The organism is Devosia sp. A369, assembly GCF_054489345.1.
Genome location: NZ_JBTMWV010000015.1, coordinates 1 through 14279 on the forward strand (window position 1 = coordinate 1; position 14279 = coordinate 14279).

The window sequence follows — 14279 nt, forward strand, 5'->3', positions numbered from 1 at the left end:
CTTGTTGAGACGGCCAGGGCCCAGGGGTGGAACACCCTATGGCGGCCGGTGGAGGACAAACATGGCGACATTGACGCGGTGTCGCAGCAGGTCTCGTCATTCTGGTCAGACTTTGCCCGCAACGAGCTCAAGATCGGTGATCCGCAGAAGACGCTGTATTCATTCCGGCATAGTTTCAAGGATGCGACGGCGAGCGTCGGCGCCACCGAGGATGAAAAGAAGCAACTGCTCGGTCATGCCGAGACCGGCGCCACCAAAGGCTATGGCACCAAGAAAGAGCCGCGGCCCGTCGATATCCGCCGACTCAATGACATCGTTCAGGCAGTCGAGTGGGATTTTCTCGAGGGCTTAGCTCGTGCCGGCAATTGGACCGGCAATGGGAATCGAATTTCTTGAAGAAAGGACCGAGAGTCCATACTTTTTAAGGGCTTCTAAAGTCGGCAACACATTCAGTATCGCACTTTGTATAAACGGCCCGACTTGTCTCGATGGCCAAAGAAACGCCAGAACCCAGATTTGCCGCAGGGGACACACGTATTATGATTCCGTCAAAACCCCAGGAAATCCGGGGCTTTGAGCCCTGTATGTCGCATCTGTGTCGTACCTAGGGTCTGTCGGAGCATTTTGGAGCGGGTGGGAATGGTGGATTTTTGAGGGGAAAGCCCCGGCGTTTCCACCGGGGGCTTAAAGATCGCTAAGACGACCATGGATCACGCCGCCAGCGGCTGCTACTGCGCCAGCAGGCGAGCTACCTGTCTTCCCTGGCCGGCCGGCATACAGGAAGGTCGGCAAGTTGTGCCCGCGTCATGCGCTGGATCTCAGGGTGGGAGAACGGATCGGCCTGCCAGCTTTGTATAGATTCGCCTTCGTCCAGATACTTCATTCTCCGGAGCCACAGCCGGAGATATTTCCGAAGTGAGATTGCCATTTGCTGCCTCCCACCAGTGACCCGCCAGATCGAGCGGCGGAAAGCGACGTGAGTCCTCGCGGCACTCATGCCACTCCATTTCGGCGTTCGCCTGCCCATCAAGGCCGCGGCACCAGTTCTTGTCATTGAGGGCTGCGCCGTAAATGGATCGCGAGACACATGTGCCACGTTTTTTAACGGGGTCGAACGCCTCCAATAAGCAGTCGGCAACTCCCCTCCGGCGACCACGGTAGCATACCCAGTTTCTACCGCGCACAGACGGGCCAAGGCCCGTGATCGTTTTTTAGGATGTCGCGCTCCGCCTTGAGCTTGGCGACCTCGCGGCGCAGCTTCTCGATCTCGAGCTGCTCAGGCTTCATCTGCCCATGACCGGGGAATGCCTGCTGCGGATCGGCAGACTGCTCGCGCACCCATTTGCGCAACACGTTCACATGCAGGTCCAGATCGCGGGCCGCCTGCACCACAGCAACGCCCCGTTCTCTGACCAGCTTAACAGCCTCGAGCTTGAACTCCCGGCTGAACTTGCGTCTCTCCATCAAAACTCTCCAGTTCCAAAAACACCTTAACTCGGTGTCCTCAAAACCCGCAGCAGATCAGACCGTGGTCAGAGGTTTCAACTGCGCGATCGCGCCGGCACCGCACTGTGTCTGTCTAGAAGCGGAACTGCTCGCTCAATACGCGTTCTTCGAGGCTGGTGCCCGGATCGAACAGCAGGGTGACGCCATGGGTGCGGTCTTCCTGAATGGTGACTTCAAGCACATTCTGGAATTCGACATTGTCGGCCACGGCGTTGACCGGGCGTTTGACGGCCTCGCGGGTGATCAGCCGCACCACGGCCCGGTTGGACAGGATGGCGCCGCGCCAGCGTCGCGGGCGGAAGGGCGAAATCGGGGTCAGCGCCAGCAGCGGCGCTTCAATGGGTAGAATGGGGCCATGCGCCGATAGGTTGTAGGCGGTCGAACCGGCCGGGGTGGCCAGCAGCACGCCATCGCAGACCAACTCTTCGAGCCGGGTTTCGCCATCGATGATGATCTGGATCTTGGCGGCCTGATAGCTGGAGCGGAACAGCGAAACTTCATTGAGCGCCAGCGCCATCTGGGTATGACCGGTGGTGTCGAGCACCTGCATCGACAGCGGAAAGATCTGGGTACGCTGCACCGAGGCGAGACGCCCCACCAGGTCATCTTCGGAGAAGCTGTTCATCATGAACCCGACCGAGCCGAAATTCATGCCATAGACCGGCACGCCGGTATGCATGACCCGGTGCAGCGTCTGCAGCATCAGCCCGTCGCCGCCCAGGGCCACCACGATATCGGCGGCGGTGATGGCATGATCGCCATAGCGCCGACGCAGCCGGGCGCCGGCGGCGTCGGCCTCCGGCGTGCCGTTGGTGACGAAATGTATTTGTGGGGTAGGAATATCGTTACGTCTCAAAATGAGCCTGTCCCGGTGCACATAATTTCTCAAACCGTGTCGTCATTCGTGGGAATCGTGGTCCGGTGGTCCGGTCGTTTGGCGCGAGGTCTTGGGCTCTCGCGTTCAGCCAATTTCTAGGGGCGAATTGCCTCACTGCCTCCAATTTCATCACTACTGGCTCTGCTCCTGTCGCGAGGTAATGCTTGCGGATGATCCGTTCACATTCCTTTTCGTCGTGACCAGTTGCCTCTGCGATTTCCACGATCGACGCCCCAGCGCGGTGCGCCAATGTGATAAACGTTCCACGCAGATCATGAAAGGTTATGCCGGACAGGCCTGTCCGGGAGACAGCCTTACGCCACGCCCCCTTGAAACCCTCAAGCGACCAGGGGATGCCGCGGGAGTTTGTCAGGACGTAGTCTGGCTGGGGGCGTCGTTTCTTCGGGTTTGGATCTGAGGCCCGAGCTATCTGCTCCAGGTTTATTTCTGTCAGGATTTGACGCAGTTCCTTGGAAACCAGAACCTTGACCCGGCGAGCTGGTGTTCCTCGGTAGGATTTCTTCGGCTGAAGCATGATATATCTCCCGTCATAAGAACCCCATTTCAGGTTGATAAGGTCGGCTTGCCTCTGACCAGTCCAGATCGCCAACAATAGAACTCGCGCCAAGTGCCTGGGAGCTTTGCTGAGGAAGGTCGCAATCTGGGCGTCGGTCCAAATGATATCTCGCCGCGTCTTGGTGTGGATGCAACCCAAATCAGCCGCCGGGTTGCGGTACAGGTATTCCTCATCGACAGCGAAGTCAGAAGAAGGCGCAGAATCGCAATGGCGGCATCAGCACTCCTCGGGCGTGAGGCGAGCTCGTTGTCCCGCCACTGGCGTATGAGGGATCGAGCACCACGCTCGTCAAACGCCTGGAGCGGCAAGGAGCCAAATTTCTCTAGTATTTGCCTGAGGTGCAAATGGTATGAGCTTTTCGATGCGCTTGCCAGTGATTTGTAGTATCCGGAAGATACGTATAATTGGATGAGATCTGCGATAGTATCAACGGAAGCTGGGTCGCTTTTGAAGTTGAAATCCTGCCCCGGTTTTAGACTTGCTAGTCGAGGGGCGATTTTATGAGCGCCCGGGCCGCGCCAACCTCCCCATAGGGAATATTGTAAGAACTGCGTGGCTTTTTCTGCCACTCGCTTGCGGAAGGAATGCTTCCATATCCTTTTGGGCTTCATCTATGCTCTGAAGGTTGGGTCCGAAAGGAACGAAGGCTTCTCGCTCAAGCACCGATGCGTCAAGATCGGCTGTTTCGGCATCGCACGGTAGCGTTGATGAATTGGATTTATATCCATTTGCCATGAAGATCCCCGTTGCGTCCGGGTGGAGGCTGCCCTAGAATCGGCAGCTGTGCCCTAGCAGAAATTTGGGTCTCGGGTGCCCGTGAGGCACTTAATTCATGGTGTTTTATTGGTGCCGGCAGCAGGGTTCGAACCCGCGACCCCCTGATTACAAATCAGGTGCTCTACCAACTGAGCTATACCGGCGCTGCCCCCGCTTAGCATTGCAGGCGGGGTGAGACAAGCGGCTACGTCACAGCGTACGGCATACTCTCTAGCGGCCCTCTAAATCGCGCAGCAGGGCCCGGATAGTTTGGGCTCGTTCGTCGGCGTGCTCATCGTCACGGCGGCGTGCGGGTACCGCCACCAACGCTGCCAGTAGGCGCTTGAGCCGAATTATTTCGGTCGCGCAGGCTGGCGGACGGCATGTGGCTCACTATTCACCGGCAAAGCGCACTCAGTTTCTATTATGCTTGCTCTCCGGGCCCCCAATAATACTTATACGCATGCGGCTATGCAACGCCCATCGAACCAGCATATACGCCATTGGAAATAATCCGGCCGATCTAGGTCCAAAGCCAACGCCAGCCAAAAAAGCGCGACGGGAGCCGCTATCAGCACAGCCGGCAGGGTCGACACAATAACCAGCGCTAGGGCGCTGATCGTCCCCCCGAAGCAGGCTGTGGTCGCCTGCGGCGTAGGCTAGGTCCGATGGAGCGCCTCGGGTCGACCTGTGTGCTCGATTGATCGGAGATGCGCTGAGGTCGCCCTTTTTGGCCGGCCCTTGCTTGTCATGGCGTGCGGACGGGTCGGCATGTGCCCGCGATCCGTTTCGTTTCAGGCGCCCGCGCCCTTACCCGCCGAAGCTAATCTTCGAAAAGCTGCCCCTCATCGCTCAGCGCACCTCGTCGATCAACACTGCCATCGCACAGCTTCCATGATCGAGCGGCAACTGGAATAAATTTCAGTTCCAAGCGACTAGCCTAAGACCTCATTAGGATCGGCCGGCGGCGGCGTGGAGGGTGGCGCAGCGGCCGTCGGTAGCTGTGAGGTCTGGGCTGGGTTACTCATTGCCGGCGCCCGGATGCGCCGCATTGCGCGCACTATCTGATACTGAGACTCAATTCAAAGAATTAACGGTATCAATTACTTCGTACCGAAGGATGAATGACGACAGATCATTGTTGAGCAGAGCTAAAACGTTCTGTTTCGTTAGCGGAACAATTTCAATTCTTTCGATGAGCATCGTCCTTGGGACTTCCTCACCATCACGACCAATTTCTAGAAATAACGCTGCCACCGCCTCACGTGCGGATATTTCATTATCAAAAAACTCATTGCTAACGCCGTCATCATGCCAGCGGTCTTCGCCGGCCCCCGACGCAGATGAGTATGTGTAGAATGTATATCCTTGGATATCGGACATCGATTCCTCTCAGAGCATCTCAGCGGCGCGCCCCCGCCTACGGATCTTTGACCCCTAGAAGGTTATTCGGCGCCATTGTGTGACCCCCACCGATGATTGGGATTCAAAGGCTTATCGCGCCGATCGGCACCCAACCGCCTCGCCGATTTACAGGCTACCAAACTCGGGACTGTTCAGCCGCTATATCTGGCTTTTCACACCCAGCATTTTCTGCGCCGATGCGAGCTCTTAAACCGCGATGTCTCGGGCGTTCATGAAGGTCAAGATATCGCGGTTGGCGACGGTTATGGCGGCGATGGCGGCGCGGATGCGTTCCATTTCGTCATCGTCCAGGGCTTCGACCTTACCGTATTTGAGGTTGTCGTTGAAATCGACGATCCGCATCAGCTGGGTGCTGTTGAGCTCACCATTGGCGTCGAAAGAATAGATACAGTGATTGTACTTATTGCGGATCCGGGCCTCGCGCTGCAGGCGGCCGGCTAGATCGAGCACGGCGGCGCGAGTATCGGGCGTTACCCCAGTGGTCTTGGCGAGCCGTTCGAGCAGGTCCAGCCGCGCGCGGGTGGTGTTGAGCGTGAGGAAGATTACAATCGCCGCCTCCTTCCTAGTCCCGGCCAGGTAGGCAATCAGGTAGATGAATAGGCTCTCGGTATTGGTCCAGACATAGTTGAGCTGACCCACAAGCTGCAGCACGTTCTCAATCCGGGCCATGTTCACCGCGCCCGCATTTCGGTCTGGCCCCGTTGCGCCTGATCGGCCTGTCCCTGAAGGAACGCGGCTGCGGCTTGGGTACGGTTGGTCAAGCCGAGCTTTGCAATCAGGTTGTGGACATGTGCCTTCACCGTATGCTCAGACAGCCCCGTTTGGTCTGCAATCAGCTTGTTCTGGTAGCCAACGGACACCAGCTGGAGAACTTGCCGCTCGCGCGTGGTGAGGGTATCGAGCCCATTGATCGGTTGTCCGGCGGCATTGGGCGGCGGCGCATCGCGGTGCAACGTCACGTCATGGGATAGGTATTCGCCGCCCGCCACCAGAAGCGACGCCACCGCGAGCCACACTTCGAGCGGCAGAGTTAGCGGCAGGATACCTTGAACGAGGTGATGCTCCATGAGCCTGCTATCGAGATCGAGTGCGCCTCGCTCAACCACGAGGCCGATCGCCGCCTCGGGAAAGCGGCGGCGACATTCACGGACAGTGTTGACAGACATCCAGCCCTCATCATGCCCCAGGATCGCAAGGCGGACAGAAGCATCGGGGGGATCCCCGATTGAGATATGATCGAGAAGGCTGACCTCGAACATTGCGAAATGGCGTTGCGCCGCCAGCGAAAGGCATTGGTAGTGTGCCTGTCGGGAAGCCATAAAAACTATGCGCTGCGTATTGTCGGTCGCCGTCCGATGAATCGGACCAATGGCGCCACCTACCCGATCTGACACCTATCTTCCCTCCCCTGACCTGGCGGATTCCTCCATTCCAGCCTGCTACCTAAGTTTGCGATTAACAAAAGATTAACACCGAACATTTGACGCGGACATCCTCCTTTCCATCGCCCGATCTCAGCCGATTGGTCAGGTATTGGGGCGTTCATCGCCCGTTCTCGCTCGGGTAGAATAGGCCACGGGCCCGCTTTTAGTCCCTACGGGGTTCATTACGCATAAGCTTCAGGCTTATTACGTCTCGCGGCTTCTAGGGCTTAGATCAAACTTACTAGGCAACAATTGGTGCCCCGGTTGATCTAATTGCTGTCTGTTTTCTGGGGAGCGAGTGTTTCACTGTCGTCTGGTTCTGGCAGCGCCCTGTTGCCGAACGGGCGTCGCCAATGTCGTCGGTGCCAGCCGGAACCGCGCTCCGCAAATCCGGACCTGACATGCCGCCGCCTTGCTCGCCCTCAACCCGCGGAACAGCCAGACTGACCTCGTTGGAAATGCGTGAGGTTTTTGGCCAATCCGCTGCTTTTGAGCAGGAGAGACTTTATGGCCGACAACTTCCAAAACAATGGCATGTTTACGGACAATTCCGATCTGAACTCCCACAACGACAATTCCGACCAATCAGCGGATGGCTCCGACAATTCGCTCGACGTCGCTGTCTCGGATATCGGAAACGACAGCTCGGACAACTCCGATAATTCGGATAACTCCGATAACTCCGATAACTCCGATAACTCGGATAATTCCGACAGTTCGGACAATTCGCTCGATGTCGATCTGACGGACAATTTCAACGACAAATCGGATAATTCGGACAATTCCGATAACTCCGACAACTCGGATAATTCCGATAACTCCGATAACTCCGATAACTCCGATAACTCCGATAACTCCGATAACTCCGACAGCTCGGATAATTCGGCCGACGGTTCGGACAATTCGACGACCAGCGACAGCTTCAATGACAGCCGCAACCAATCGACCAATACCAGCATGCCGATCACGGACTCGGGAAATGACAGCTCGGTTAATGACTCCAACAACGACAACTCGACCGACGACGATATCACTGTCGACCTGAACGACGTCGCCAACGATAAGTCGATCAGCGACTCCTACAACGACAACTCGACAACCGACGACAATTCGGCGGACGACTCTGACAATTCGAGCGGCAACAACAATTCTACGAATGACTCGAACAACGACAATTCGAACAATTCGATGAATGACTCGAATAATGACAGCTCGACCAATCTCGATGCGACAATCGACGTGGCCATCAGTGACTCATTCAACAGCTCGGATGACGACATTGCCGACTCGTACAACCAGGACAACGACTTCGCCGACCTCGATATCGGCACCGCCACGATGGACAATTTGTTCATCAATAGCGGTACGCTCGATTTCAATCCCGGCGATGACGTGATCTTTGAGAATGTGTTCAACGGCGCCTTCTCGGGCGGCGGTGACGATGCCGGCTTTGCGATCAACCAGGTCGCCGACATCCTCGACAATGATGCCCTCGAGAACGTGCAGCAAAACAACGGTGGTGCGATCTTTAACGCCTACGCCACCGGCGGTAGCGACTTGCACGCCAGTGAGAACGCGTTCGACGCCACCGCTGATGACGATGCGTCCAACCACAATAGTGCTGATGGCAGCGCCTATGTCTCAGCCAATGCCTTCAACATGGAAGTCGTGCTCGGAGCGAACCTGCAGCAGAACAACGTCGAAACGACGGTGGTCGGCGGGGATAATCACATGGGCAACGACGCCGGCAACGACGACGCATAGCAAGCTTTCCATCAAGCCTGACCTGCGCGGCATCCTCCGCGCAGGCATCGGTCCAAGCGTCCCCATTGCCTGCATTCGCCGCGGGCACTCGGAGGTAGCCAGTGTTCCTGACCAACGACCCGTCCACCGAGATCGTCGCCCACTTCCTCGGCTATTTCGAACTTGCTGTGGAAGCCATGCGCACGCGGCTCGGTTACGAGACGATCGAGGCCGCCGTTGCGGCCGATCGTCTCGATCCGGTCCTGGAACAGCTCTCCGCCGACATCACCCAAAAATTCACCCTTGGGGCCTACCAGCCGGGCGTCGAATACGCGCCGCCGGCCTGGGAGATCCGGGGCCACTCGCCCATCGAAGAATTTGGCGTCCATGCCCCCTTTACCCGCATCAGCCCGCCCCCCATCGCCCCCGACGATCCAGTGCTCGATCAATCGGGCCCGCATATGGACCCTGGTCCCTTCATCGGCCCCGAGCCCGGGTCGGTCATCGCCGTCATCGCGCAGTCGATCACCCTTTCGGACGACGATATCGTGGTGCTGGGCGAGTATGAGGGGGCGCTGGAGTTCCAATCGGGCGCGGCGTCGGCCATCACGCTGCTGCACGGCGCGGTCACCGAGATTTCCAACCCGGTCACCGAGGCCTCTGCGCTCCACGCCGTCAGCGACGTTCCCCGCTTTATCGAGCAGGTTGCCGAAGTCTTCGAGCAGTTGGCCACCAGCGCTCCCCCGCCAGACACGACAGTCAATATCACCGATGACATCGGAGGCACTTACTTCAACGGCGAGATGGTCGATGAGGCGCCCGAGCTGTCCAACGCCCTGCCGGAACACCTGCAGGCAACGATGGGCGACGAGGAAGAAGCACCGCCCGAAGAACCCACTGAAACCCAGGTCGAAGTGACCCTATCCGGCGACACTGTGGCCGCAACGGTTACGCTGCATTCGGGCGGGAACCTGCTCGTCAACGAGGCGGCCTTCGTCAATGGCGGTGTGGGCGGCTCGATCCTCGCCATCGGGGGCGACCTGCACCAGCTCGATGTCATCATTCAGACCAATGCCCATTTCGATAGCGACACCATCAACGGCGACGTGCCCGGCGCGGCGCAGAATCTGCCCGGCACCACCGCCGCTATCAACAGCGCCATTTTCATTCAGGAAGTGCGAGACGCCACCGGCGATGCTGCCGAGGCCAATACCGATGTCATGCCCTCCAACTGGCAGGTGTCGACGGTGGCAGGCGATCTGGTGTTCATCGAGTGGCTGAGCCAGTTCACCTTTTCGTCCGATCAGGACATCAGCGTGCTCTCCTCCACCGGGAGCAATACCGTGGTCACCACGGGCGAGAATGTGGGCCTCAATGGCGTGAGCTTCCTCAATCTGGGGCTCCATTTCGATCTCATCATCGTGGGCGGCAACCTCTACGACGCCAACGTCATCGTGCAGACCAATGTGCTCTACGACAACGACACCATCCAGATGCTAGGCAAGGGTTCGGCGGGCACGGGCAGCCTGGCCACCAGCGGCAACCTGCTGTGGAACGAAGCCTCCATCCACAATGTCGGCCCCACCAGTGTCGTCGACGAGATGCCCGAGCACTACCAGCAGACGATGGACAACATCGACAGTGGCAATCTCGGCATGCCGGCGAGCTTTGCTGGCGACATGCAGTTCCAGGGCTTCGAGATGCTCCGTGTGCTCTATGTCGCAGGGGGCATCTACGACCTACGCTATGTCGAGCAGACCAATATTCTGGGCGATGCCGATATGGTGGCGTTGCAAAAGGCCGCCGTGATCGAGGGACAACCCGAGGGCCAGTGGGACATCAGCACCGGCGCCAATGCCCTCGTCAACATCGCTGGCATTACCGATTATGACGGGCTGGGCGACACGGCCTATGTCGATGGCCAGGTCTACTCCGACGCCATCCTGATCCAGGCCGATATCATCGCTGCCGACAGCGCTCCCGCCGGGGGCGACGCGCTGGTCACCGAGGTCATCGCCTTTCTCGATGTCGATGTGACGCTCGACATGCCGCTCGATGGCGGGCTGGGCCCCACGCCGCCCTCCGCCGATGGCCCGCCGGCCGACATCATCCAATCCGTGCTCGCCTAGTCCAATGCCAGCAGGGATCAGAACATGACCATCGAAAGTCTTCCCCGAGCCGCTGAAAACATCGTGGCCCGCCACCTGCGCCAAAGCGAGATGGCGCGAGCCGCCCGCGTGGACCGCCTGATGTTCGACATCAGCACCGCCGCCGCCGAACTGGAAGCCCTGGCGGAAGAGGGCGAAGCCGAAGAGGAAGTCCTCCCAGCAGAAAGCGAAGAAACGGAAGAGGCCGCGTTAGCCGAACCCGAACCCGAACCCGAATTAGAACCAGAGCCCAAGCCACAAGCCGCCCCACCGCCTCCCCCTGTGGAAGCCCGCGAGACCGAATTCCGCACGCCGGAGCCGGCCCCCAGAACCAAAATCCCGCCCATTGTCGATGCCGATCTGGGCCCCCTCAAAACCGTCAATCCGCCCGCTCGCGATGGCGGCGACAAGCCCAAGAACGGCGGCGGGGGCGGCAGTCGCGATGGCTTCCACAAGCGCACCGCCACGCCCAATTTCGCCCAGAGCCTTCAGAATGGGCTCGATGTCGTTCGGACCAATCTGATGATTGTGATGGGCTTCACTGTTTTCATCAACATCCTGGTGCTGGCGCTGCCGATCTACCTGTTCCAGATTTCCGACCGAGTGCTCACCAGCCGTTCGCTCGATACGCTGGTCATGCTCACCGCCGCCGTGGTCGGCGCGGTGATCCTTCAGGCCGTGCTCGATGCGGTGCGCCGCTTCATCCTGATGCGAACGGCGGTCGAGGTGGCGGTACAACTGGGCTCCCCCATTCTCAGCGCCGCCGCGCGCGCCTCGCTGCACAGCAATGGCCGGGATTATCAGGTGCTGGGCGATCTCCAGCAACTACGGACCTTCATCGTCTCGGGCACGCTGTTGGCCTTCCTCGATGCGCCCATGGCGCCGCTCTTTGTGCTGGCGGTCTACCTCGTCCACCCCGATCTTGGGCTCATCGTCATCGGGGCGGCGCTGGTTCTGTTCGTGGTTGCCACGATCAACCAGCGCCTAACCGCCAAGCCGTTCGCGGAGGCCAACAATCTGCTGAGCCGCGCCACGCTTCACCTCGATTCCATGTCGCGCAACTCCCAGATCATCAACGCATTGGCGATGATCCCCGAGGCCGTCCGCATCTGGGGCCGCGACACCGCTGGATCGCTCAAAGCCCAGGTGCGCGCGCAGGACCGCAATATCCTGATGTCGAGCGTCTCCAAGGCGGTGCGCTTGCTGACCCAGGTCGCCATGCTGGGCTGGGGCGCGTTCCTCGCCATTGAAGGCGAGATCACCGGCGGCATGGTCATCGCCGCTTCGATCATTGCCGCCCGCGCGCTGACCCCCATCGAAGGCGCCATCGAGGGCTGGAGCGGCTTCACCCAGTTCCGCGCCTCTTTCAACCGCATCAAGGGCCTGCTGCAATCGTCGCCGTTCAACTTCGAGCGCCTCATGCTGCCCGACCCCAAGGGGCGGCTCGATGTGGAGCGCATTCTCTTCGTGCCACCGCCCAACAAGAAGGTGCTGCTCAACGGCATTTCCTTCTCGCTGCTGCCGGGGGAGTCCCTAGCGGTGATCGGTAATTCGGGCGCCGGCAAGACCACTCTGGGCAAGATGCTAGTGGGCTCCATCCTGCCCACCTCCGGATCGGTGCGGCTCGACCTGATGGATTTGCGCAATTGGGACCAGCGCCAGTTTGGCGAAAATATCGGCTATCTGCCGCAGGACGTGCAGCTGTTCCCCGGCACCATCAAGGCCAACATTGCCCGCATGCGCGAGGACGTCAGTGATCAGGCCATTTATGACGCCGCCGTGCTGGCCGATGTGCATGAACTGATCGCCGCCTTCCCGCAGGGCTACGAGACCTACGTGGCTGCCGATGGCGCGCCCCTGTCGGGCGGCCAGAAGCAGCGCATTGCCCTCGCCCGCGCCTTTTTCGGCGATCCCAAACTGGTGGTGCTCGATGAACCCAATTCGAACCTCGATGCCCTCGGCGAAGCGGCTTTGGCCAAGGCGCTGCTGCATGCTCGCAAGCAGAAGATCTCTGTCGTCACCATCACCCAGCGCCCCGCTTTGCTCAACGTGGTAGACAAGATCCTCGTGCTCAACAATGGCTCGGTGTCGATGTTCGGTTCGCGCGCCGAGGTCATGGCCGCGCTGACGCAGAACAAGGCAGCCAGTGCCGGCCAGACCGGCATCGACTCGCCTGCCCGGGAGATGGAATCATGACCGCAGCCGCCGAACTGCAAAACCTGGAATGGTATTCGGGCGTGCCCCGCTCCATCCGCAAGCAGACCCTGTTCGGCTTCGTGCTGGTCACGGCGGCATTCGGAGGCTTCGGCGCTTGGGCGGCCCTCGCGCCCCTCTCGGCCGCCGTCATCGCGCCCGGCAGCTTCGTCGCGACCGGCGAAAACAAGATCGTCCAGCATTTCGAGGGCGGCATCATCAAGGATTTGATGGTGCGCGAGGGCGATCAGGTCGCCGCCGGCCAGAGCATGCTGCTGCTCGATGAGACCGCCGCCCATGCCAATGCCCAGCAGCTGCAATTGCGGCTGGTGCGGCTCGAAACTATCTGGGCCCGCCTTAGCGCCGAGGCCAATGGGCTCGAAGAGTATCAGCCGCCGCCCAGCGTGCTGACCCGGCTCGACAATGCCGAAGTTGCCTCGATCAACGAGAGCCAGCGCACCAATTTCAACGCGGCGCGCGACAAGCTGGTCAACGAAACCGCGCTGATGCAGCAGAATGTGGCAGCGCTCGATTTCCGCATCGAGGGACGGCAGGCCCAGATCGAGGCCATGAACCGCCAGCTCGCGCTATTGCGCGAAGACTACCGGGTCATGGTCGAACTGCAGACTAAGGGCGTTGCCCCGCAATCGTCGGTCCGCACCATCGAGCGCTCCATCGCCGATGCTGAAGGCGACGTAGAGAGGCTGGAATCCGAGGTGCGCGAGGCCGAAGCGCAGATCGAGAAATATCGTCGCGAAATCATCCAGGCCACCGACGCGGTTCAGCAGGCCGCGCTCGATGAAATGCAGTCGGTAGAGGCCGAACTCGATGCCCTGCGCGAGCAGAGCCAGCAGGCCAACAATGTTCTGGCGCGCACCACCATCGCCGCACCGGTCGCCGGCACCATCGTGCGCATGTATTATCACACCACAGGCGGCGTCATCGAAAGCGGCAAACCCATCTTCGAGATTCTGCCGGCCAATGTGCCACTGATCGTCGAGGTCAAAATACCTCGCATGCAGATCGATGAGGTCAGCCAGGGCCAGCCCGCCACGGTCCGCCTCACCGCGCTCAACCAGCGCACCACGCCCATTCTTGATGGCGAGGTGATCTATGTCTCAGCCGACACCATTGTCGACGCCGCCGACATGAACCAGGAGGTCTATGTTGCCCGCGTGAGCATCGCCCCCGATCAGCTCGCCCGCGTCGATGGCTTCACGCCCACGCCCGGCATGCCCGCCGAAGTCTTCGTGCAAACCCGCGAGCGGACTTTCTTCGAATATCTGATCAAGCCCGTCACCGACAGCATGTCGCGCGCATTCCACGAGCAATAGGGGGCCACGACGGGCCGCAACTCTGCTCAGCGCTGCCGTGCCGGCCAGCTCAAACCGATCTGAGGTGGCTTGACGCTGCCTCAGGTCCTTCCGCCGAGACTGCGGGCCAGCGTGCGTTGTCGGTAGGAGCAACGGCTCGATAAGTTTCGGACGCGAGATACTTCATTCTGGCGCGGCGCCACCCGTGAGCGTGCTTTGGTGCTGGCGGGGGACAGGACCTAGCTCAAACTGCCTAAAGGCAGGACGCGTAAAAACTTCCAGATTTGAGCGGCCCTGCAATGAGCAGAGTGCGAGCGT

11 protein-coding genes, 1 tRNA gene and 1 pseudogene are annotated in these 14279 nt (G+C 59.7%); 6 read left to right on the top strand and 7 right to left on the bottom strand.

The genetic code is table 11. The features are described 5' to 3' along the window. A partial coding sequence (locus ACX3OZ_RS15710) for a site-specific integrase (protein WP_459104852.1) occupies nucleotides 1-396 on the top strand: 396 nt, incomplete at its 5' end. A gap of 813 nt (nucleotides 397-1209) precedes the next feature. Here the strand turns inward: ACX3OZ_RS15710 and ACX3OZ_RS15715 are convergent. The 7 genes and pseudogenes from ACX3OZ_RS15715 to ACX3OZ_RS15745 form a co-directional block, all read right to left on the bottom strand. Continuing rightward, a pseudogene (locus tag ACX3OZ_RS15715) lies at nucleotides 1210-1464 on the bottom strand (transposase); the annotation flags it as partial. A gap of 115 nt (nucleotides 1465-1579) precedes the next feature. After that, a complete protein-coding gene (locus ACX3OZ_RS15720) occupies nucleotides 1580-2362 on the bottom strand; it encodes an NAD kinase (RefSeq protein WP_459104853.1) in 783 nt (260 codons plus the stop codon). Continuing rightward, nucleotides 2352-3098: a tyrosine-type recombinase/integrase gene (locus tag ACX3OZ_RS15725; protein WP_459104854.1), complete on the bottom strand. Its 747-nt coding sequence runs from the start codon at nucleotides 3096-3098 to the stop codon at nucleotides 2352-2354. Before ACX3OZ_RS15725 ends, ACX3OZ_RS15720 begins: the two co-directional genes overlap by 11 nt. A gap of 706 nt (nucleotides 3099-3804) precedes the next feature. After that, nucleotides 3805-3880 (bottom strand) — tRNA-Thr (locus ACX3OZ_RS15730). 913 nt (nucleotides 3881-4793) lie between these two features. Then, a complete protein-coding gene (locus ACX3OZ_RS15735; protein WP_459104855.1) occupies nucleotides 4794-5099 on the bottom strand; it encodes a hypothetical protein in 306 nt (101 codons plus the stop codon). A gap of 228 nt (nucleotides 5100-5327) precedes the next feature. Then, complete coding sequence (locus ACX3OZ_RS15740) at nucleotides 5328-5810, bottom strand: hypothetical protein (RefSeq protein WP_459104856.1); 483 nt, start codon at nucleotides 5808-5810, stop codon at nucleotides 5328-5330. Nucleotides 5811-5812: 2 nt separating this feature from the next. Next, nucleotides 5813-6307: a helix-turn-helix transcriptional regulator gene (locus ACX3OZ_RS15745; protein ID WP_459097311.1), complete on the bottom strand. Its 495-nt coding sequence runs from the start codon at nucleotides 6305-6307 to the stop codon at nucleotides 5813-5815. A 66-nt stretch (nucleotides 6308-6373) separates the two neighbouring features. Between ACX3OZ_RS15745 and ACX3OZ_RS15750 the strand changes: the two genes are divergently transcribed. The 5 genes from ACX3OZ_RS15750 to ACX3OZ_RS15770 all read left to right on the top strand — a co-directional run bounded on the left by ACX3OZ_RS15750 (nucleotide 6374) and on the right by ACX3OZ_RS15770 (nucleotide 13982). After that, a complete protein-coding gene (locus ACX3OZ_RS15750) occupies nucleotides 6374-6532 on the top strand; it encodes a hypothetical protein (RefSeq protein ID WP_459097310.1) in 159 nt (52 codons plus the stop codon). 540 nt (nucleotides 6533-7072) lie between these two features. Then, entirely contained in the window at nucleotides 7073-8329 is a 1257-nt protein-coding gene (locus ACX3OZ_RS15755; protein ID WP_459104857.1) for a hypothetical protein, read from the top strand. 101 nt (nucleotides 8330-8430) lie between these two features. Continuing rightward, nucleotides 8431-10437, top strand: coding sequence for a hypothetical protein (locus ACX3OZ_RS15760; protein WP_459104858.1), 2007 nt, complete (start codon nucleotides 8431-8433; stop codon nucleotides 10435-10437). A gap of 24 nt (nucleotides 10438-10461) precedes the next feature. Beyond that, a complete protein-coding gene (locus ACX3OZ_RS15765; RefSeq protein WP_459097307.1) occupies nucleotides 10462-12651 on the top strand; it encodes a type I secretion system permease/ATPase in 2190 nt (729 codons plus the stop codon). Beyond that, the gene (locus tag ACX3OZ_RS15770; RefSeq protein WP_459097306.1) at nucleotides 12648-13982 is read left to right on the top strand and encodes an HlyD family type I secretion periplasmic adaptor subunit; all 1335 of its coding nucleotides are present in this window, start codon (nucleotides 12648-12650) and stop codon (nucleotides 13980-13982) included. The genes ACX3OZ_RS15765 and ACX3OZ_RS15770 overlap by 4 nt, the downstream gene beginning before the upstream one ends. The last annotated feature ends 297 nt before the right edge of the window (nucleotides 13983-14279 follow it).

What these genes read in the sequence shown, in the direction of transcription:
- ACX3OZ_RS15745 (WP_459097311.1), bottom strand. Translation starts at nt 6,307, where the DNA reads ATGTCTGTCAACACTGTCCGTGAATGTCGCCGCCGCTTTCCCGAGGCG.
- ACX3OZ_RS15735 (WP_459104855.1), bottom strand. Translation starts at nt 5,099, where the DNA reads ATGTCCGATATCCAAGGATATACATTCTACACATACTCATCTGCGTCG.
- ACX3OZ_RS15750 (WP_459097310.1), top strand. Translation starts at nt 6,374, where the DNA reads ATGATCGAGAAGGCTGACCTCGAACATTGCGAAATGGCGTTGCGCCGC.
- ACX3OZ_RS15740 (WP_459104856.1), bottom strand. Translation starts at nt 5,810, where the DNA reads ATGGCCCGGATTGAGAACGTGCTGCAGCTTGTGGGTCAGCTCAACTAT.
- ACX3OZ_RS15770 (WP_459097306.1), top strand. Translation starts at nt 12,648, where the DNA reads ATGACCGCAGCCGCCGAACTGCAAAACCTGGAATGGTATTCGGGCGTG.
- ACX3OZ_RS15755 (WP_459104857.1), top strand. Translation starts at nt 7,073, where the DNA reads ATGGCCGACAACTTCCAAAACAATGGCATGTTTACGGACAATTCCGAT.
- ACX3OZ_RS15765 (WP_459097307.1), top strand. Translation starts at nt 10,462, where the DNA reads ATGACCATCGAAAGTCTTCCCCGAGCCGCTGAAAACATCGTGGCCCGC.